Raw genomic sequence first — 19,096 nt, 5'->3', positions numbered from 1 at the left:
AACCGATCGAGGTGTAGTCATGATGCTTGCCAACCCCGCCACCAAGTACGTCCCGTTCACGCCGTTTGCCCGCGATTTCTCCGAGCGCACCTGGCCCAGCCGCCGCATCACCGCCGCGCCGATCTGGATGAGCACGGACCTGCGCGACGGCAACCAGGCCCTGATCGAGCCCATGAGCGTCGAGCGCAAGCTCCGCTTCTTCGAACAGCTGGTGAAGATCGGCTTCAAGGAAATCGAAGTGGGCTTCCCGTCGGCCTCGCAGACCGACTTCGACTTCGTGCGCAAGCTCATCGACGAAAAGCGCATTCCCGACGACGTCACCATCATCGTGCTGACGCAGTCGCGCGAAGACCTGATCAGCCGCACGGTGGAATCGGCCGCCGGCGCCAAGCAGGCCATCGTCCACTTGTACAACGCCTGCGCGCCGGCGTTCCGCAAGGTCGTGTTCAACATGAGCAAGGACGAGATCAAGAACATCGCCACGACCGGCACGCGCCTGGTCAAGCAGTACATGGCCCAGCATCCCGAGACCAAGTGGCGCTACCAGTACTCGCCGGAAGTGTTCAGCACGACCGAACCCGAATTCGCGCTGGAAGTCTCCAACGCCGTGGCCGACGTATGGGAGCCCACGCCGGACTGCAAGATGGTGCTGAACCTGCCGGCCACCATCGAGGCCACCACGCCGAACATGTACGCCGACCAGATCGAGTGGATGCACAAGAACCTGGCGCGCCGCGACAGCATCGTGCTCAGCGTGCACCCGCATAACGACCGCGGCACCGCCGTGGCCGCCGCCGAATTCGCCGTGATGGCCGGCGCCGACCGCATCGAAGGCTGCCTGTTCGGCAGCGGCGAGCGCACCGGCAACGTCGACCTCGTCACGCTGGCGCTGAACCTCTATACCCAGGGCGTGCATCCGGGCCTGGATTTCTCGGACATCGACGAAGTGCGCCGCTGCGCCGAGTACTGCAATCAGCTGCCGGTGCACCCGCGCCATCCGTACGCCGGCGACCTGGTCTTCACCGCGTTCTCCGGCTCGCACCAGGACGCCATCAAGAAGGGCTTCGCCCAGCAGCAGCCCGACGCCGTGTGGGAAGTGCCGTACCTCCCGATCGACCCGGCCGACCTGGGCCGCAGCTACGACGCGGTGATCCGCGTCAACAGCCAGTCGGGCAAGGGCGGCGTGTCGTACCTGCTCGAACAGGAGCACGGCCTGGTGTTGCCGCGCCGCCTGCAGATCGAATTCAGCCGCGCCATCCAGCGCGTGACCGACGAGACCGGCCGCGAGGTCACCGCCGACGACGTGCACACCATCTTCAGCCGCGAATACCTGGAGCAGAAGGCGCCCTGGAAGCTGGTGCGCCACCGCATCGACGGCAACCCGGCCGCCGGCGAAGGCCAGCATTTCAGCATCGAGGCCGAACTGGAATACAACGGCGAACGCCGCGTCGTCACCGGCAAGGGCGACGGCGCCATCTCGGCTTTCGTGGCGGCGCTGGACGTGCCGGTGCGCATCATGGACTACCATGAGCACGCCATCGGCACCGGCACCGACACCCGCGCCGCATCCTACGTGGAGCTGCGCGTGGGCGATTCCGGCACGGGCTTCGGCGTGGGCATCGACCGCGACATCGTGACGGCCTCGTTCCAGGCCGTGCTGAGCGCCGTCAACCGCCACATCAACGCCGGCGCCGTGACCACCACCGAGCAAGAGACTGCCGAGACCGCGTGATCCGCGACCCGGCATGAAAGCAGCCCGCCGCTACCCGGCGGGCTTTTTGTTTCCGGGCGGCGTCAGCCGCGCGGCCACATGTCGGATGCGCCGATGTCGGGCGAGTTGGCGGCCAGCAGGCGCTGATGCACCCAGGCCGCGATGGCCAGCATGGCGTGGTCGCCGTGGCGCTTGCCGATCAGCTGCAGGCCCACCGGCAGGCCCTGCGGGCCGGTGGCGAACGGCAGGTTCAGGCAGGGCAGGCCGAACAGCGTCCAGGCCCGCGAGAACTGCGGATCGCCCGTGCCCAGGTCCGCGAAGGGCGCTTCGCCGGCTGCGCTAGGCGCGATCAGCACGTCGTACGTGTCGAGCCACGAGTCCACGCGCGCGCGCGGCTCGGCGGCGCGGGCCAGGTTCTGCTGGTGTTCTTCGGCCCCGATGCGCATGCCCGCCTCGATGATGGCCTGCAGCTTGGTGCTGAGCTGGCCCATGTGCTCGATGCGCTCGTAGGCCAGCGCCTGCGACAGCTCGAACGCCATGATGTCCGCGTGCAGCTGCACCAGCGCGCAGTGTTCCTGCGGCTGCGGCACTTCTTCCACCACGGCGCCGGCGCGCGACAGGATGGCCGCCGCCTGCGCGAAGGCCTCCTTGGTTTCGGACTGCGCGTGGCGCCACTGCAGGGTGCGGAACATGCCGATGCGCGGCTTGCCGTCGTACGACAGGTCCAGCATGCGCGGGTCGCGCATCAGGACCGAGGCGAACAGCGCCACGTCCGGCACCGAACGCGCGAAGCCGCCGACCGTGTCCAGCGACTCGGCCACGCTCTTGACCCCCGCGCGCGAAATGCTGCCGAAGGTGGGCTTGTAGCCGACCACGCCGCAATAGGAGGCGGGGCGGATGATGGAGCCCGCGGTCTGCGTGCCCAGCGCGAATGGCACCATGTCGTCGGCCACCGCGGCCGCCGAGCCGCTGGAGGAGCCGCCCGGCGTGTAGGCCTCGTTGCGCGGATTGCGCGTGGGGCCGGCATGGTAGGTGGCGAATTCGGTGGTCACGGTCTTGCCGATCACGATCGCGCCGGCCTCGCGGCACTGCGCCACGCTGGCCGCGTCCAGGCCCGGGCGGTGGCGTTCGTAGATGGGCGAGCCGTAGCGGGTGGGCAGGTCCGCGGTGTCGAACAGGTCCTTGACGCCGATGGGCAGGCCATGCAGCGGGCCGCGCAGCGCGCCGCGGTCCAGCGTCTGCGCGCGTTCCAGCGCAGCCTGCTTTTGCAGCGCGGTCCAGGCATGCACGGTGTTCTCGCGCTGCTCGATGCGCGCGAAGCAAGCGCGCACGAGCTGCTCCGCGGTCAGTTCGCGCCGTTGCAGCTTGCGCGCGGCTTCGAGCGCGCCAAGCTTGTTCAAGGCTATAGACATGGTCCTTTCCTCTTTACCGGCGCCGCGCATGGCGCGCGGCGGCTGAGCGACGCACCCAGTCCCCTTGACCGGGGGTTCGCCGGAAGACGCGGCGGGCAAATTCCGCCGCGCATTTCGGACCAACCGACTGCTGCCAATGTCCACCACGCGTCAATTGGGAAAAACACGGAAATCACCGCTTTTCTCCACGGAAACCGCGCGTCGCGCCTTGGCTTTTCTGTTGCGTCGGCACCAGCATAGCGCAAACCCGTGCAATACAAAGGTCATATTTGTCTAGTAAGATGAAATCGTTTTCACGACCCGACAGCAATTCCGCATGGCATCGCGCCCGTCGCCCCGATTCTCCATCATTGAAGTGGCCCGCAAGGCCGGGGTTTCGCCGGCCACGGTGTCGCGCGCCTTCAACCAGCCGGACATCGTGCATCCCGACACGCTGGCCCATATCCGCAGCGTCGCCAAGCGCGCGGGCTTTCGCCCCAACCGCGTGGGCCGCAGCCTGCGCTCGGGCAGCACGCGCACCATCGGGCTGATCCTGCCCACGCTGTCCAACCCGGTGTTCGCAGAATGCTTCGAAGGCGCCGAGCGCCGCGCGCGCGAATCGGGCTACAGCGTGATGCTGACGGCCACCGGCTACGATCCGGCGGTCGAATCGGCCGCGGTCCAGGGCCTGATGGACCACCAGGTCGACGGGCTGATCCTGACGGTCGCCGACGTGGCCAAGAGCGCGACGCTGGACGACCTGGACAGCGCCGGCATTCCCTATGTGCTGGTCTACAACGAATCGGCCGCCCATCCCTATGCCTCGGTGGACAACCGCGCCGCCGCCAGCGACATGGTGGCCCATCTGGCGGCGCTGGGCCATCGCCGCATCGCGCTGGTCACCGGGCCGCTGACCGCCTCCGACCGCGCGCGCCGCCGCCTGACCGGCGCGCGCGCCTGCGCCAAGCGCCTGGGCCTGGATGCCATCCAGCACATCTCCATGAGTTCGCACACCGGCAGCGACGCCGACGCCCTCAAGGCCGCGCTGCGCGGCAAGCAGGCGCCCACCGCCCTGTTCTGCTCGAACGACCTGCTGGCCACGGCGGTGATCGCCGACCTGGTCGGGCTGGGCCTGTCCGTGCCGGCCGACATCTCGGTCTGCGGCTTCGACGGCATGCGTTTCGGCGCCTTGCTGACGCCGCCGCTGACCACGGTGGCGCAGCCCAGCGACGGCATCGGCGTGGCGGCCTGCTCCAACCTGCTGGCGCAGATCCACGGACAACCGCCGCAATCCGACCGCCTGCCGCATTGCATCGTGGTCGGCGGCACCGCGGCGCCGGTGCGGCGCAAGGCCGCCGGCTAGGGCCTGTTCAACGCTTTCGATATCCAAGCATCATGCTCATCGCACAGATTACCGACCTGCACATGCGCACCCCGGGCGACAAGGCCTACGGCATCATCGATCCGGCCGCCTTCCTGGCGCCGGCCGTGCGCGCGCTCAACGCCCTGACGCCGCGGCCCGACTGCGTGCTCATCACCGGCGACCTGACCGACCTGGGCCGGCCCCAGGAATACCAGGCGCTGCGCGAGCACCTGCAGGCGCTGGAGATTCCATACTTCCTGCTGCCCGGCAACCACGACGACCGCGCCCAGCTGCGCGCCGCGTTTTCCGACCACGACTATCTGCAAGGCGACGGGCCGTTCATCCAGTACGCCATCGAAAGCTATCCGCTGCGCCTGCTGGCGCTGGACACCGTGGTGCCGATGAAGAGCCACGGCGAACTGTGCCAGGACCGGCTCGACTGGCTGGCCACGCGCCTGGCCGAACAGCCGCAGCGGCCCACGCTGGTGCTGATGCACCATCCGCCATTCCTGACCGGCATCGAGCACATGGACGCCATCGGCCTGCTGGCCGGCGCGCCCGAGCTCGAGCGCATCGTGGCGCGTTTCCCGAACGTGGAACGCGTGCTCTGCGGCCATCTGCACCGCACGATATTCCAGCGCTTCGGCGGCACCATCGCCTCGACCTGTCCGGGCACCGCGCACCAGCTCGCGCTGGAGATCGGGCCGCGCCCGACGCTGCAATACATCATGGAGCCGCCGGGCTATCAATTGCACTGGTGGCATGGCGGCAACCTGGTCACGCACCACGCCGTCATTGGGGAATACCCCGGACCTTACCCATTCGCCTGAGGCCTGCGGCTAGACTATCGGACCTCGCCTTGCCATACATCCGTCATGTTTGCGCTGCACAATGAAAAGGATTTCATCGCAGGCAACAATGCGGATCCAACTATCGGATCTTCGAGACAGCATGTCATCCATCGTTCTGGATAACCTCACCAAGCAGTACGGCGCCGCCGCCGCGATCCATGGCGTCAGCTTCACCGTTCCCGCCGGCAGCTTCACGGTCCTCCTGGGTCCGTCGGGCTGCGGAAAGTCCACCACCCTGCGCATGATCGCCGGGCTGGACACGCCCACCTCGGGCAGCATCCGCATCGGCGACCGCGACGTGACCCAGCTGCCGCCTTCCAAGCGCCGCATCTCCATGGTGTTCCAGTCGTATGCGCTGTTTCCGCACCTGTCGGTGCGCGAGAACATCCTGTTCGGCCTGAAGGTGCGCAAGGAGCCGGCGCGCGACTACGACCGCCGCCTGCAGCGCGTGGCCGGCCTGCTGGGCCTGAACCACCTGCTCGACCGCAAGCCCTCGCAGCTGTCCGGCGGCCAGCAGCAGCGCGTGGCGCTGGGCCGCGCGGTCATCTCCGAAGCCCCGGTCTGCCTGATGGACGAGCCGCTCTCCAACCTCGACGCGCAGCTGCGCCACGAAATGCGCCGCGAGATCCGCGCGCTGCAGCAGGAGCTGGGCATCACGATGGTGTACGTCACGCACGACCAGACCGAGGCCATGAGCATGGCCGACCAGGTGGTGCTGCTGCGCGGCGGCCAGATCGAACAGCACGACACGCCCGACGGCCTGTACGCGCGCCCGGCCAGCGAATTCGCCGCGCGCTTCATCGGCACGCCGCCCATGAACCTGATCGGCCTGGCCGGCGGCAACGGCGCCACCGTCATCGCCGGCGCCGACGGCCCGGCCATCGCCAGCGCGCCGGCCGGCGCGGTCAAGCTGGGCGTGCGGCCCGAACACATCCGGATCGACGACGGCGGCATCCCCGCCACCGTCGAAAGCGTGGAGTACTTCGGCGCGGACTCCATCGTGGTGTGCCGCGTCGGCGACACCAGCGGCGTGGCCGTGCGCGTCAGCGGGCATCTGCGCGCGCGCGCCGGCGAAGCCCTGCGCCTGTCCTGGCCGCAGGCGCAGCAGCACTTCTTTGCCGCCGATTCGGCGGTCATCAACACCGTCGGGCACTAGATCAAGCCCGCACACAGCACAGGAAAGGAAAACCAACATGCGACGCACCGTACTGAAGACCCTGGCCGCCAGCCTGGCCGCCGCCTGCCTTTCGCTGCCTGCGCAGGCGCAGAACAAGCCCGTCGAGGTCGAGTTCTATTACCCGGTCGCCGTGGGCGGCCCCATCACCAAGATCGTCGACGACATGGTGGCGGACTTCCAGAAGGAAAATCCCAACATCCGGATCAAGCCGATCTACGCCGGCTCCTACCAGGACTCGATCGCCAAGGCGCTGACCGCGCTCAAGGGCGGCACCCCGCCGCAGCTGGCGGTGCTGCTGTCGACCGACATGTTCACGCTGATCGACGAGGACGCCATCGTCCCGATCGACAGCCTGGCCAAGAGCGAGGCCGACAAGAAGTGGCTGGGCGGCTTCTATGACGCCTTCATGCAGAACAGCCGCACCGGCGGCCACACCTGGGGCGTGCCGTTCCAGCGCTCGACCATCGTCATGTACTACAACAAGGACCTGTTCAAGGCCGCCGGGCTGGACCCCGAACGCGCGCCGGCCACCTGGGCCGAACTGGTCGAGTACGGCAAGAAGCTGACCAAGCAGGACGCCGCCGGCAACACCACGCAGTGGGGCATCGAGATCCCCTCGGGCGGCGCGTTCGCCTACTGGCTGTTCCAGGCGCTGACCACGCCGAACGACGCGATCCTGATGAACGAGGCCGGCAACGAGGTCTACCTGGACAAGCCGGCGGTGGTCGAGGCCGCGCAGTTCTGGCACGACCTGTCGGCCAAGCACAAGATCATGCCGGCCGGCACCATCGACTGGGGCACCACGCCCAAGGACTTCCTCGAAAAGAAGGCCGCCATCGTCTGGACCACCACCGGCAACCTGACCAACATCCGCAAGAACGCCGACTTCCCGTTCGGCGTCGCCATGATGCCCAAGCAGAAGCGCGGCGGCAGCCCGACCGGCGGCGGCAACTTCTACATCTTCAAGAGCGGCACGCCGGAGCAGCAGCAGGCCGCGCTCAAGTTCGCGCAATGGGTCACCACGCCCGAACGCGCCGCCGACTGGAGCATCGCGACCGGCTACGTCGCGGTGACCCCGGCCGCCTGGGAAACCGAGAAGATGAAGAAGTACGCGCAGGAAGTGCCGGCCGCCACGGTCGCGCGCGACCAGCTGGAAGTCAGCGTGGCCGAGTTCTCCACGCATGAAAACCAGCGCGTCACCAAGACGCTCAACGATGCGCTGCAGGCCGCGTTGACGGGCTCCAAGACGCCCCAGCAGGCGCTGACCGACGCCCAGCGCGAGGCCGACCGCATACTGCGTTCCTACAAGTAAACCGACAAGCACGATGAGCCGCTCTTTGAATGCGCTTTATGGCTGGCTGCTTCTGCTGCCAGCCATCGTGCTGCTCGCCGCGTTCACGCACTACCCGGCGCTGGCGACGCTATGGCACAGCTTTTTCTCCACCCCCAAGGGCGCGCGTCCGGCGCGCTACGTGGGGCTGGAGAACTACGCGCTCATGCGCGACGATCCGGTGTTCTGGCAGTCCCTGTGGAACAACCTGTGGTTCGCGCTGGGCACCATTCCCACCTCCATCGGCATCGCGCTGATCATGGCGCTCTGGGTCAACCGCAACCTGCGCGGGCGCGGGTTCCTGCGCATGGCCTACTTCACGCCCACGGTGCTGCCGATGGTGGCGGTGGCCAATATCTGGCTGTTCTTCTACACCCCGCAGTACGGCCTGATCGCGCAGGTGATGCAGCTTTTCGGCACGCCCGGGCCGAACTGGCTGGGCTCGCGCGAAACCGCGCTGCCGGCGCTGATGCTGGTGACCGTGTGGAAGGAAGCGGGCTTTTTCATGATCTTCTACCTGGCCGCCTTGCAGACCGTCTCGCCGTCGCTGCGCGAAGCCGCCATGCTCGAAGGCGCCTCGCGCTGGCAGTACTTCCGCCGCATCCTCTGGCCGCTCTTGATGCCGACCACGCTGTTCGTGCTCATCAACGCGCTGATCAACGCCTTCCGGCTGGTGGACCACGTCGTGGTCATGACGCGCGGCGGGCCGGACAACGCCAGCACGCTGCTGCTGTACTACATCTACCAGGTGGGTTTCAGTTTCTGGGACACGGCTTACGCCGCCACGCTGACCGTCGTGTTGCTGGTGGTGCTGGCGCTGACCGCGCTGGTCAAGTTCCGCTGGCTGGACCGCAGGACGCACTATCAATGAAAGACAAGCTCGATACCCTGGGCGCCTGGGCGCTCGGCCTGCTGTGGATCCTGCCCCTGGCGTACGCCATGTGGGCGGCGTTCCACCCGCCCGCCTACGCCACCCGCTTCGACCTGTTCGCGCCGCTGACGCTGGACAACTTCGTGCGGGCCTGGCATGCCGCGCCGTTCCCGCGCTACTTCCTCAACACCTTCCTGCTCGTCACGATGGTGCTGGCCGCGCAGCTGGTGCTGTCCACCCTGGCGGGCTATGCGTTCGCGCGCCTGGAATTCCGCGGCCGCGACTTCGTCTTCATGCTGGTGCTGCTGCAGCTGATGATCATGCCCGACGTGCTGCTGGTGGAGAACTACCGCTCCATGAGCCAGCTCGGCATCCGCGACACGGTGTTCGCCATCGGCCTGCCGTACTTCGCCTCGGCCTTCGGCATCTTCCTGTTGCGCCAGACCTTCAAGACCGTGCCGCGCGAACTCGAAGAGGCTGCTCGCATGGAGGGCGCCAACGCGCTGCAGATCCTGTGGAAGGTGTACGTGCCGCTGGCCAAGCCGATCTACGTGGCCTACGGGCTGGTGTCGGTCAGCCACCACTGGAACAACTTCCTGTGGCCGCTGATCATCACCAACTCGGTGGAGTCGCGCCCGCTGACGGTGGGGCTGCAGGTGTTCTCGTCCACCGATCAGGGCATCGACTGGTCGGTCATCACCGCCGCCACGCTGATGTCGGCCGCGCCGCTGCTGATCGCGTTCCTGCTGTTCCAGCGCCAGTTCGTGCAGTCGTTCATGCGGGCGGGGATCAGGTAGCGGAGGCCGATGGGTGCAGCGCGACAACTGTCGGGACAAGGGCCCCGGCGCAGAACGCGCGAAACCCATCGGGGCGAACCCCTTCTAATACCCCACCGTCAGCCCCGGCAGGTCCACCGTGATGCGCGGCCGTTCCAGCGCCAGCGCCAGGTTCTCGGCGAATTCGCGGGCTTCTTTTTCGTCGGTGGACAGGGTGTCGTAGCCGAGCGCGTCCGCCACGCCCAGCACCTTGTCCAGCAGCAGCACCTTGCCGCTGGGACGCAGGGGCTCGCAGCCCAGCGTTTCCCAGGCGCCGTCGAACCAGTCGCGGGCCTGATTCTGGCGCTCGGGAGACGGCTCGACGTCGGCCGCGAGGTCCACGGAACGGCGGGGATCGAAAACGATGGTGATGTCGCTGCGCATGGGGGTTCCTTCAAAAGGCGTCAGCCCAGAAGCGTAGGGAAAAAAACGCCGCCAGATTGTCGGTCCGGCGACATTGGCCCGCGGGTTACCAGCCGCGCGACACTTCCCAGGTGACTTCCGCGCCGGCCGCCAGCGACTGGCGCATCATGTCCAGCAGCGGGAAGGCGCGCTCCTTCATGCCCACCATGCGGGCCATCGGGGACACCGGCGGCTTGTCTTCGTCCTCGTCCTCGGCGCCTTCGTGGGCGCGCTGGTAGTCCTCGATCGCGCGCTCGATGCCGTCGATGGCGGGCTGCAGCTGTTCCACGGTGAAAACGCCGCGCTCCGGAATCTTGTCTCCGAAGGACTTGCCGGCGGCGTGCAACAGCGCGCCGGCATGGTCGGTCAGCATCAGGACCTCGGCCACGACCTTGGAGTGAAAGGTGATCAACATATTCCGGTCTCCACAATGATTACTTACATACACTACCGCAACGCCCGGGGGATGCCAACTAGGGTCCTGCCCCGCGGATACGCCCGCGGGCCATCCGTCCCCCGCGGACCCCGCGCGCGCCGGGCCGCCCGCCAAATCAAGCTATGATTCAGGGGATTCCCGTGACAGGAGGGTCTGCGCCGCCCCGAAACCGGGCATGCGCGCGGCCGCCGGCCCACCGGCAGGCAGAGCGCCCCATCCTGTCCGCTCCGCCCCGCGCGGGCGCGTCCGTCACCAACTCAGAACTCTCCAGACGCCCATGCTCCTCGAGCAACAGAAACAGCTTATCTCCCTGATCCAGGCCGCCGTCGCGCAAAGCCTGCCCGACGCCGCCGCCGATGCGGCCCGGGCCAACGTGCTGCTGGAGCGCCCCAAGGTCGCCGCCCACGGCGACGTCGCCACCAACGTGGCCATGCAGCTGGCCAAGCCGGCCCGCCGCAATCCGCGCGAACTGGCCCAGGCCATCGTGGACGCGCTGACGGCGCAGCCCGGCGCGGCCGGCCTGGTCGAAAGCGCCGAGGTCGCCGGCCCCGGCTTCATCAACCTGCGCGTCACCGCCGCGGCCCGCCAGGCCGTCATCGCCGCCGTGGCCGAACAGGGCGCCGACTTCGGCCGCGCGCCCCGCAGCGGCGAGAAGATCCTGGTCGAATTCGTGTCGGCCAACCCCACCGGCCCGCTACACGTGGGCCATGCCCGCCAGGCCGCGCTGGGCGACGCCATCTGCCGCCTGTACGACGCCAGCGGCTGGGACGTGACCCGCGAGTTCTACTACAACGACGCCGGCAACCAGATCAACAACCTGGCCATCAGCGTGCAGGCGCGCGCCCGCGGCCTGAGCACCGATTCCCCCGAATGGCCGGCCGACGGCTACAAGGGCGACTACATCGCCGACATCGCGCGCGACTTCCAGGCCCGCGCCACCGTGCACTCCGACGGCGTGGACGTCACCGCCTCGGGCGACGTCGACAACCTGGACGACATCCGCGTCTTCGCCGTGGCCTACCTGCGCCGCGAGCAGGACCTCGACCTGCAGGCCTTCGGCCTGGCGTTCGACAACTACTACCTGGAAAGCTCGCTCTACACCTCCGGGCGGGTCGAGGCCACCGTGCAGGCGCTGATCGCCGGCGGCCACACCTACGAAGAAGGCGGCGCGCTGTGGCTGCGCACCACCGAGCTGGGCACGGGCGACGACAAAGACCGCGTCATGCGCAAGAGCGAGGGCGGCTACACCTACTTCGTGCCCGACGTGGCCTACCACAAGGCCAAATGGGAGCGCGGCTTCCACCGCGCCGTGAATATCCAGGGCAGCGACCACCACGGCACCGTGGCGCGCGTGCGCGCCGGCCTGCAGGCGCTGGAAGAGGGCATCCCCAAGGACTACCCGTCCTACGTGCTGCACAAGATGGTCAAGGTGATGCGCGGCGGCGAAGAGGTCAAGATCTCCAAGCGCGCCGGCAGCTACGTGACCATGCGCGACCTGATCGACTGGGTCGGCCGCGACGCGGTGCGCTACTTCCTGATCCAGCGCCGCGCCGATACCGAGTTCGTGTTCGACGTGGACCTGGCGCTGTCCAAGAGCGACGAGAACCCGGTCTACTACATCCAGTACGCGCACGCCCGCATCTGCTCGGTGATCGCCAACGCCGCCATGCCGGCCGCCGACGTGGCCCAGGCCGACGCCGCGCTGCTGACCGCCCCGACCGAATTCGCGCTGATGCAGCGCCTGGCCGAATTCCCCAACGTGATCGCGCTGGCCGCGCAGGAGCTGTCGCCGCACCACATCGCCTTCTGGCTGCGCGACTGCGCCTCGGACTTCCACGCCTGGTACAACGCCGAGCGCGTGCTGGTCGACGATACCGCGCTGAAGCTGGCGCGCCTGCGCCTGGCCTCGACCACGCGCCAGGTGCTGGCCAACGGGCTGGCGCTGTTGGGCGTCTCGGCGCCCGAGCGGATGTAACATCGGTTCATGGCAACCAAGCGCAAAACCTCCCGCCGTTCCTCCGGCGAAAGCGGCAGCACCCTGTACGGGGCGCTGGCCGGCCTGCTCCTCGGCCTGATCGTGGCCGCCGTCGTCGCCTTCTACGTCACCAAGGCGCCCGTGCCCTTTGTGGACCGGGCCAGCCGCCAGGGCGACACCGGCAAGCTGCCCGATCCCCGCCTGGCGCCCGACCCCAACGCCGGCCTGTACGGGCGCGACGGCGGCGCGGGCCCGGCCCCGACCGGCCCGACCGCGACGGCCCCCGCGCCGCTGCCCGGCGCAGGCACCGCCGCCCCCAAGACCGATGAGCCGCCCTCCAAGATGGACGACCTGGGTGCGCTGATCGCCACGCTGCCGTCCACCCGCCAGGCCGCCCCGGCCGCGCCCGCGCCCAGCGCCGCGCCGCCCACGCCGATCTCCAAGGCCCCGGCGCCGGCCGCCAAGCCGGCTCCCGCGGCCACCGGCACTTACTACCTGCAGGCCGGCGCATTCCGCGGCGAAAGCGATGCGGAGTCCCTCAAGGCCCGCATCATCCTGCTGGGCCTGCCGGTCGCGGTGCAGAAGGCCGAGGTCGGCGGCAAGCCCATCAACCGCGTCAGGGTGGGGCCGTTCGCCCGCCTGGACGACATGAACCGCGCCCGCGGCCGGCTGGGCGAGAACAAGATCGAAACCGCGGTGGTGCGCCAGTAAGCGGCCGTCCGCGGAGGCGGACGGAACTTATGCGGCCCCGCCCCTGTCTGTAACTTTTTTGCTCAGGAACCTCTCATCCATGCTGTCCCCCAAGATTATTCGCATCCTGGCCGCGGCCGCGTTGACCGCCACCACGTTCCTCAGCCCGGCGAGCCACGCCCAGGGCACGCAGCAATACGTGCCCATCAATCCGCCGCTGCCGTCGGACACCCCGGGCAAGGTGGAAGTGCTGGAGTTCTTCGCCTACACCTGCCCGCACTGCGCGGCGATCGAACCGCTGGTCGAGGACTGGGCCAAGACCAAGCCCGAGGATGTGGTGCTCAAGCAGGTTCCCATCGCCTTCAACGCCGGCATGAAGCCGCTGCAGCAGCTGTACTACACGCTGCTGGCCCTGGACCGCGCCGACCTGCATCCCAAGGTCTTCACCGCCATCCACGGCGAACACAAGCGCCTGTTCGACAAGAAGGCCATGGGCGAATGGGTCGCCGCGCAAGGCGTGGACCGCGCCAAGTTCGACTCGGTATTCGATTCGTTCAGCGTGCAGACGCAGGTGCAGCGCGCCACCCAGCTGGCCGAGGCCTACCGCATCGAAGGCACGCCGTCCTTCGCCGTCGGCGGCAAGTTCATGACCTCGCCCGTCATGGCCGGCAACAGCTACGAAGGCGCGCTCAAGGAAGTCGACCGCCTGATCCCGATGGCGCGCAACTGACGCGCCCGGACCCCGCTCCGCAACGCCCCGAGCCTTCACTGGCCGGGGCGTTTTTTGTCGCCGGGCCGCCCCAAGACAAAAACGCCCCCTCGGGGGGCAGCAAGCACGCGTAGCGTGCGCCGCGTGGGGGTCTTTTTTATCGCCGGGCCGCCGCGGCCACGCTACACTTTTCCCACAATAAATCGCCGCGGCGGCGGCATATCAAGGGGAGGAAGACATGAAACAGCAAATCCTGCGCGGCCGTGCAGCCGGCCTGTGCCTGGCGCTGGCCGCGGGCCTGGCGCATGCCAGCNGCGTTTTTTGTCGCCGGGCCGCCCCAAGACAAAAACGCCCCCTCGGGGGGCAGCAAGCACGCGTAGCGTGCGCCGCGTGGGGGTCTTTTTTATCGCCGGGCCGCCGCGGCCACGCTACACTTTTCCCACAATAAATCGCCGCGGCGGCGGCATATCAAGGGGAGGAAGACATGAAACAGCAAATCCTGCGCGGCCGTGCAGCCGGCCTGTGCCTGGCGCTGGCCGCGGGCCTGGCGCATGCCAGCGACGCCGGCGGCGTGAAGATCGGCGTGCTCACCGACATGGCGGGCGTGACCGCCGACGCCACCGGCAAGGGCTCGGTCGAGGCGGCCCGGCTGGCCATCGAGGAAATCGGCGGCAGCGTGCTGGGCAAGCCCATCTCGCTGGTGTCGGGCGACCACCAGCACCGCCCCGATATCGGCAGCAGCATGGTGCGCAAGTGGTACGACACCGATGACGTGGACGTGGTGGTGGACGTGCCCAACTCCTCGGTGGCGCTGGCGGTGCAGGGCATCGCGCGCGAGAAGAAGAAACTGGTGCTGTTCTCCAGCCCCGGCACCACCGCGCTGTCGCAGGCGCAGTGCTCGCCCTACGGCGTGCAATGGACCTACACCACCTATGCGCTGTCGCGCGGCACGGCCACCGCGGTGGTCAACGAGGGCAACAAGCGCTGGTTCATCCTGGCGTCGGACTACGCCTTCGGCAAGCAGCTGGCGGCGGACACGGAAGCCGTGGTCAAGGCCAACGGCGGCGAGGTGGCCGGCACCGTTTACCACCCGCTGAATGCATCGGATTTCGCCTCCTTCCTGCTGCAGGCGCAGGCCTCCAAGGCGCAGATCATCGCCATCGCCAACGCGGGCGGCGACACCATATCGGCCATCAAGCAGGCGGCGGAATTCGGCATCGGCGGCGCGCAGCAACTGGCCGCCATGCTGCTGCTGATTACCGACGTCCACAGCCTGGGGCTGCAGGCAGCGCAGAAAACCTACCTGACCGTGCCGTCCTACTGGGACATGAACGACGGCACGCGCGCCTTCGCCAAGAAATTCGAAGCCCGCGTGGGACGTCCGCCCACCTTCCTGCAGGCCGGCGTCTACGGCTCGGTGCGCCATTACCTGCAGGCCGTGAAGGCCGCCGGCACGGTCGAGGCCGACGCCGTCATGGCGAAGATGAAATCGCTGCCCATCGACGATCCCTTCAGCCTGAACGCGCGCATCCGCGAAGACGGGCTGGTGGTGCGCGACATGATGCTGGCGCAGGTCAAGACCCCGGCGCAGTCCAAGGCGCCGTGGGACTACTACAACATCGTGCGCACCATCCCGGGCGCCACGCTGGCCTGGCCCCTGTCGGACAGCCAGTGCCCGCTGGTCAAGCCATGACGCGGACGCTGGCGCTGGCCGATGTCGGCAGCTTCTACGCGGGCGGACGGCAGGTGCGCATCGACGGCCTGCCGCGACGCGACATCGCATTCACGCAAAGCGCCTCGCTGGCCTATGACCCCAACGGCCTCTACCACTTCGAGCAGGCCTACGTGCAGTACTTCATTCCGGCCGCGCTGGCGCATCCGCTGCCCATCGTGATGCTGCACGGCGGCGGCATGACCGGCGCGATGTGGGAGCAGACGCCGGACGGGCGGCCCGGCTGGATGCAGCATTTCCTGCGCCAGGGCCATGCGGTGTATGTGGTGGACAACGTCGAGCGCGGCCGCGCGGGCTGGGCGCCGTTCCAGGAAGTCTGGCCGGAGCCGCCCATCATCCGCAACGCCGAGGAAAGCTGGACGCTGTTTCGCTTCGGCCGCGCCGAGGACTACGCGGCGCGCCGGCCATTCGCGGGACAGCGCTTTCCGGTGGCGGCGTTCGACGCCTTCATCCGCCACGCGGTGCCGCGCTGGCTGGGCAACAACGATGCGGCGCTGCGGGGATTCTGCGCGGTGCTGGAGCGCGTGGGGCCGTGCCTGGTGATGGCGCACAGCCACGGCGGCGAGGTCGCCTACCGCGCGCTGCATGCGCGCCCGGACCTGGTGCGCGGCGTCATCGGCATCGAGCCCTCGGGCTTCTCGCCGGAGGTGGCGGCCGCGGCCGTGGCGGACAAGCCCTTTCTGTTCGTCTATGGCGACTACCTGGACGCGACGCCGCTGTGGGAAAAGCTGTGCGCCGCCGGCGAGGCCTATGCCGGCGAACTGGCGCGGCAGGGCGCGCGCGTGCAGACCTGGCGCCTGGCCGACATGGGCGTGGCCGGCAATTCGCACATGCCCATGATGGACGACAACAGCGACGATATCGCCGCGCGCATCGGCGCCTGGATACGCGGCGCGGCCGCCTGAGCGCGCCGCGCCGCCTTACTCGCGCACGGCGGCGGCCTTTTCCAGCGCCTGGGTCAGGTCGGCGATGATGTCCTCGGGCGATTCCAGGCCGATGTGCAGGCGCACCAGCGCGTTGTCGCCGTCGCCCCAGTAGCGGTGCTTGGCCAGGTCCTTGCCCGACACCAGCTGCACCAGGCTTTCGTAGCCGCCCCAGGAAAAGCCGATGCCGAAGAGCGTCAGCGAATCGACGAACACGCGCGCCGCCGCCGGCGACAGGCGCAGCTCGACCGACAGCATGCCGTTGGAGCCGGTGCAGTCGCGCTGCCACAGCGCATGGCCCGGGTCCTGCGGCCAGGCCGGATGGAACAGGCGCACGGTCTCGGGGCGGCTTTTGAAGAACTCGCACACCTGCAGCGCGTGGCGCGCGTGCTGGGCCATGCGGATGGGCATGGTGCGCACGCCGCGCAGCGCCAGCCAGGCGTCGTCGGCGCTGATGGAATAGCCCATCGCGTACTGCGTGCGGTTGAGCTTGCGGGCGATCTGTTCGTCGTTGGTGACCACCGCGCCCAGCATCAGGTCGGAGTGCCCGCCCACGTACTTGGTGCCGGCGATGACCGAGACCTGCGCCCCCAGGGTCAGCGGACGGTAGATATAGCCCGAGCCCCAGGTGTTGTCGGTGGCCAGCACCAGGCCGTGGCGCTGCGCCACGGCGGCCAGCGCGCCCATGTCCAGCATCTCGAACAGCAGCGAGCCCGGCGACTCCACGTACAGCAGGCGGGTGTTGGGACGGACCAGTTCGTCCAGGTCTTCGCCGGCCGCGAAATAGGTGATGTCGATGTTCATGCGCTTGAGCACGGCATCGTCCAGTTCGCGCATGGGCCCGTACACGCAGTCCGAGATCAGGGCGTGGTCGCCGGCCGAGCACAGCGCCAGCATCACCAGCGTCATGGCCGACAGGCCCGAGGGCGCCAGGTAGCAGTGCGTGCCGCCTTCGAGCTGGGTGAAGACCTGTTCGAGCGCGGCGTGCGTGTCCATGCCCATGCGGCCGTAGGTGGCCGCGCGGCCGCCGGCGGCCTTGCTGCGCTGCGCCTGCTCCAGCGCCGCCATGTTCGCGAAGCGCACCGTGCTGGCCCGCATCGGCGGCAGCGGCACCGGCGCGTTGCCGGTTTCGGGGTTAAACGGGGCGGTGCCCGCATGCTGCAAGAGCGTATCGATGTGTTTGGTAGGCATGTTCGTAAGAACGGCTGGCGGGTGGACGGAGGAAAACGGATAGGGTGAACCTTATCAGGCGGCGCGCGGCCTGTCCCGGATCAGCCGACCCAGGTGACGGTTTCGGACTGCGGCGCGCGGCGGGTGCGGTAGCTGTTGGCGGGATGCGCGGTATCGGCGTAGCCGAACGAAATGCCGCACACCACGCGGCGGTCGGCGGGCAGGCCCAGCACCTCGCGCAGCACTTCCGGATACATGGCCAGCGAGGCCTGCGGCACGGTCGCCACGCCGTTGGCCTGGGCCGCCAGCAGGAAATTGGCCACATACCCGCCGCAGTCCATCGCGCCGTACTCGCCCAGCGCCTCGTCGGTGGTGACGATGGCCACGTGCGGCGCGTCGAACAGCTGGAAATTGCGCATTTCCTGGCGGCGGTAGGCCTCGCGGTCGCCGCGCGCCACGCCGACGGCCTCGTAGAGCTGGAAGCCGGCCTCGCGCCGCCGCGCCAGATAGGCGCCCTGGTACTCGCGCGGGAACGGAAAGTCCGGCGTGAAGCCGGCCTGCTGCGCGCGGCGCTGCAAGGCCTGGCGCAGGCGCTCGGTGCCCGCGCCCTCGGTGACCGCCACCTGCCAGGGCTGGCAGTTGCACCACGAAGCCGTGCGCTGCGCCAGCGCCAGGATGCGTTCGATGGTGGCGCGCTCCACCGCTTCGGGCAGGAACGCGCGGCAGCTGTGGCGGGCGTGCAGCCAGGCTTCGAGCGCGGCGTCGGGGCGCGGATCTTGGGCGTCTTGCGGGCGGGACGTGGCGGCGGCGGGCATGGGTCGGGGTCTCCTGGTTCGGGTCTGGTGGTTCGTCTTTGCCTTTATCATGCCATTTCCGGCCCGCCCCGTAGCGGCCCCTCGCTTGCGGACATCTCCATGCTGCCCCTAGACACCCTGATCGCATTCTTCGGCATCGCCGTCCTGCTGGCCCTGACCCCGGGGCCGGACAACCTGTTCGTGCTGATGCAATCGGCCATCTGGGGCCGCAAGGCGGGCATGCTGGTGGTGTTCGGGCTGTGCACCGGGCTGCTGGTCCATACGGCCGCCGTGGCCGTGGGGCTGGCCGCCGTGTTCGCGGCATCGCCCGTGGCCTTCACCGTGCTCAAGCTGGCCGGCGCCGCCTACCTGGCCTATCTGGCGTGGCAGATCCTGCGCGCGCCGGTCGACGGCGAGACGGGCGCCGCCCCGGCGCCCATGAAGCCGGGCGCGCTGTACCGCCGCGGCATCGTGATGAACCTGACCAACCCCAAGGTGCTGCTGTTCTTCTTCGCGTTCCTGCCGCAGTTCACCTCGCCGGCGCAGGGACCGGTGGGCGCGCAGACCATGCAGCTGGGCGCCGTGTTCATGCTGTCCACGCTGCTGGTGTTCGGCGCGATCGCGTTTTTCTCGGGCGCGTTCGGCGAACTGCTGCAGCGCTCGGTCCGCGCCAAGCGCTGGCTCAACCGCATCGCCGCGCTGGTGTTCGTGGGCCTGGCGCTGCGGCTGGCGACGGCGTCGCGCTGAGGCGCGCGA

At 68.7% G+C, this 19,096-nt stretch carries 18 protein-coding genes; 13 read left to right on the top strand and 5 right to left on the bottom strand.

Going from position 1 to position 19,096, the window contains the following annotated elements:
- Positions 1-19: 19 nt before the first annotated feature.
- Entirely contained in the window at positions 20-1,732 is a 1,713-nt protein-coding gene (gene leuA, locus C1I89_RS11815) for a 2-isopropylmalate synthase (protein ID WP_102772978.1), read from the top strand.
- A 62-nt stretch (positions 1,733-1,794) separates the two neighbouring features.
- Here the strand turns inward: leuA and C1I89_RS11810 are convergent, their stop codons facing one another.
- A complete protein-coding gene (locus tag C1I89_RS11810) occupies positions 1,795-3,123 on the bottom strand; it encodes an amidase (RefSeq protein WP_102772977.1) in 1,329 nt (442 codons plus the stop codon).
- A 316-nt stretch (positions 3,124-3,439) separates the two neighbouring features.
- Between C1I89_RS11810 and C1I89_RS11805 the strand changes: the two genes are divergently transcribed.
- From C1I89_RS11805 to C1I89_RS11780, 6 genes are all read left to right on the top strand, one after another.
- Positions 3,440-4,465 carry a substrate-binding domain-containing protein gene (locus tag C1I89_RS11805; protein ID WP_102772976.1) on the top strand — a complete coding sequence of 342 codons (1,026 nt, stop codon included), beginning with the start codon at positions 3,440-3,442 and terminating at the stop codon, positions 4,463-4,465.
- Between the two features lie 32 nt (positions 4,466-4,497).
- A complete protein-coding gene (locus C1I89_RS11800) occupies positions 4,498-5,295 on the top strand; it encodes a phosphodiesterase (RefSeq protein ID WP_102772975.1) in 798 nt (265 codons plus the stop codon).
- A gap of 121 nt (positions 5,296-5,416) precedes the next feature.
- Positions 5,417-6,472 carry an ABC transporter ATP-binding protein gene (locus tag C1I89_RS11795; RefSeq protein ID WP_102772974.1) on the top strand — a complete coding sequence of 352 codons (1,056 nt, stop codon included), beginning with the start codon at positions 5,417-5,419 and terminating at the stop codon, positions 6,470-6,472.
- A 37-nt stretch (positions 6,473-6,509) separates the two neighbouring features.
- The gene (locus C1I89_RS11790) at positions 6,510-7,805 is read left to right on the top strand and encodes an ABC transporter substrate-binding protein (protein WP_102772973.1); all 1,296 of its coding nucleotides are present in this window, start codon (positions 6,510-6,512) and stop codon (positions 7,803-7,805) included.
- Between the two features lie 13 nt (positions 7,806-7,818).
- Positions 7,819-8,694, top strand: a complete 876-nt coding sequence (locus tag C1I89_RS11785; RefSeq protein ID WP_102772972.1) for a carbohydrate ABC transporter permease — start codon at positions 7,819-7,821, stop codon at positions 8,692-8,694.
- Positions 8,691-9,491: a carbohydrate ABC transporter permease gene (locus tag C1I89_RS11780; RefSeq protein WP_102772971.1), complete on the top strand. Its 801-nt coding sequence runs from the start codon at positions 8,691-8,693 to the stop codon at positions 9,489-9,491. The genes C1I89_RS11785 and C1I89_RS11780 overlap by 4 nt, the downstream gene beginning before the upstream one ends.
- An 84-nt stretch (positions 9,492-9,575) precedes the next feature.
- On the opposite strand, the gene C1I89_RS11775 is transcribed toward C1I89_RS11780, so the two are convergent.
- Both C1I89_RS11775 and C1I89_RS11770 read right to left on the bottom strand, forming a co-directional pair.
- Positions 9,576-9,893, bottom strand: a complete 318-nt coding sequence (locus C1I89_RS11775) for a hypothetical protein (RefSeq protein ID WP_102772970.1) — start codon at positions 9,891-9,893, stop codon at positions 9,576-9,578.
- A gap of 85 nt (positions 9,894-9,978) precedes the next feature.
- The gene (locus C1I89_RS11770; RefSeq protein WP_102772969.1) at positions 9,979-10,326 is read right to left on the bottom strand and encodes a DUF1840 domain-containing protein; all 348 of its coding nucleotides are present in this window, start codon (positions 10,324-10,326) and stop codon (positions 9,979-9,981) included.
- A gap of 298 nt (positions 10,327-10,624) precedes the next feature.
- Here C1I89_RS11770 and argS point away from each other — a divergent pair, with 298 nt between their 5' ends.
- From argS to C1I89_RS11745, 5 genes are all read left to right on the top strand, one after another.
- Positions 10,625-12,322, top strand: coding sequence for an arginine--tRNA ligase (gene argS, locus C1I89_RS11765; protein ID WP_102772968.1), 1,698 nt, complete (start codon positions 10,625-10,627; stop codon positions 12,320-12,322).
- A 9-nt stretch (positions 12,323-12,331) separates the two neighbouring features.
- Positions 12,332-13,033 (top strand): SPOR domain-containing protein, encoded by a 702-nt coding sequence (locus C1I89_RS11760; RefSeq protein ID WP_102772967.1) that lies wholly within the window; start codon positions 12,332-12,334, stop codon positions 13,031-13,033.
- Positions 13,034-13,112: 79 nt separating this feature from the next.
- Complete coding sequence (locus C1I89_RS11755) at positions 13,113-13,742, top strand: thiol:disulfide interchange protein DsbA/DsbL (RefSeq protein WP_102772966.1); 630 nt, start codon at positions 13,113-13,115, stop codon at positions 13,740-13,742.
- 463 nt (positions 13,743-14,205) lie between these two features.
- Positions 14,206-15,414, top strand: coding sequence for an ABC transporter substrate-binding protein (locus C1I89_RS11750; protein WP_102772965.1), 1,209 nt, complete (start codon positions 14,206-14,208; stop codon positions 15,412-15,414).
- Complete coding sequence (locus C1I89_RS11745) at positions 15,411-16,358, top strand: hypothetical protein (RefSeq protein ID WP_181390937.1); 948 nt, start codon at positions 15,411-15,413, stop codon at positions 16,356-16,358. The genes C1I89_RS11750 and C1I89_RS11745 overlap by 4 nt, the downstream gene beginning before the upstream one ends.
- A gap of 15 nt (positions 16,359-16,373) precedes the next feature.
- Here the strand turns inward: C1I89_RS11745 and metC are convergent, their stop codons facing one another.
- Complete coding sequence (gene metC, locus C1I89_RS11740) at positions 16,374-17,567, bottom strand: cystathionine beta-lyase (protein WP_102772963.1); 1,194 nt, start codon at positions 17,565-17,567, stop codon at positions 16,374-16,376.
- Between the two features lie 80 nt (positions 17,568-17,647).
- Positions 17,648-18,361, bottom strand: coding sequence for a nitroreductase (locus C1I89_RS11735; protein WP_102772962.1), 714 nt, complete (start codon positions 18,359-18,361; stop codon positions 17,648-17,650).
- A gap of 99 nt (positions 18,362-18,460) precedes the next feature.
- On the opposite strand from C1I89_RS11735, the gene C1I89_RS11730 reads away from it, so the two are divergent.
- The gene (locus C1I89_RS11730; RefSeq protein ID WP_181390936.1) at positions 18,461-19,087 is read left to right on the top strand and encodes a LysE family translocator; all 627 of its coding nucleotides are present in this window, start codon (positions 18,461-18,463) and stop codon (positions 19,085-19,087) included.
- Positions 19,088-19,096 lie beyond the last annotated feature (9 nt).

The sequence above is a fragment of the Achromobacter pulmonis genome (assembly GCF_002885955.2).
Taxonomy (GTDB): Bacteria; Pseudomonadota; Gammaproteobacteria; order Burkholderiales; family Burkholderiaceae_B; genus Achromobacter; species Achromobacter pulmonis_A.
This window is presented reverse-complemented; position numbering and strand designations above follow the sequence as displayed.

Coding starts and splice junctions, on each gene's coding strand:
- leuA (WP_102772978.1), top strand. CDS start 20: ATGATGCTTGCCAACCCCGCCACCAAGTACGTCCCGTTCACGCCGTTT.
- C1I89_RS11810 (WP_102772977.1), bottom strand. CDS start 3,123: ATGTCTATAGCCTTGAACAAGCTTGGCGCGCTCGAAGCCGCGCGCAAG.
- C1I89_RS11805 (WP_102772976.1), top strand. CDS start 3,440: ATGGCATCGCGCCCGTCGCCCCGATTCTCCATCATTGAAGTGGCCCGC.
- C1I89_RS11800 (WP_102772975.1), top strand. CDS start 4,498: ATGCTCATCGCACAGATTACCGACCTGCACATGCGCACCCCGGGCGAC.
- C1I89_RS11795 (WP_102772974.1), top strand. CDS start 5,417: ATGTCATCCATCGTTCTGGATAACCTCACCAAGCAGTACGGCGCCGCC.
- C1I89_RS11790 (WP_102772973.1), top strand. CDS start 6,510: ATGCGACGCACCGTACTGAAGACCCTGGCCGCCAGCCTGGCCGCCGCC.
- C1I89_RS11785 (WP_102772972.1), top strand. CDS start 7,819: ATGAGCCGCTCTTTGAATGCGCTTTATGGCTGGCTGCTTCTGCTGCCA.
- C1I89_RS11780 (WP_102772971.1), top strand. CDS start 8,691: ATGAAAGACAAGCTCGATACCCTGGGCGCCTGGGCGCTCGGCCTGCTG.
- C1I89_RS11775 (WP_102772970.1), bottom strand. CDS start 9,893: ATGCGCAGCGACATCACCATCGTTTTCGATCCCCGCCGTTCCGTGGAC.
- C1I89_RS11770 (WP_102772969.1), bottom strand. CDS start 10,326: ATGTTGATCACCTTTCACTCCAAGGTCGTGGCCGAGGTCCTGATGCTG.
- argS (WP_102772968.1), top strand. CDS start 10,625: ATGCTCCTCGAGCAACAGAAACAGCTTATCTCCCTGATCCAGGCCGCC.
- C1I89_RS11760 (WP_102772967.1), top strand. CDS start 12,332: ATGGCAACCAAGCGCAAAACCTCCCGCCGTTCCTCCGGCGAAAGCGGC.
- C1I89_RS11755 (WP_102772966.1), top strand. CDS start 13,113: ATGCTGTCCCCCAAGATTATTCGCATCCTGGCCGCGGCCGCGTTGACC.
- C1I89_RS11750 (WP_102772965.1), top strand. CDS start 14,206: ATGAAACAGCAAATCCTGCGCGGCCGTGCAGCCGGCCTGTGCCTGGCG.
- C1I89_RS11745 (WP_181390937.1), top strand. CDS start 15,411: ATGACGCGGACGCTGGCGCTGGCCGATGTCGGCAGCTTCTACGCGGGC.
- metC (WP_102772963.1), bottom strand. CDS start 17,567: ATGCCTACCAAACACATCGATACGCTCTTGCAGCATGCGGGCACCGCC.
- C1I89_RS11735 (WP_102772962.1), bottom strand. CDS start 18,361: ATGCCCGCCGCCGCCACGTCCCGCCCGCAAGACGCCCAAGATCCGCGC.
- C1I89_RS11730 (WP_181390936.1), top strand. CDS start 18,461: ATGCTGCCCCTAGACACCCTGATCGCATTCTTCGGCATCGCCGTCCTG.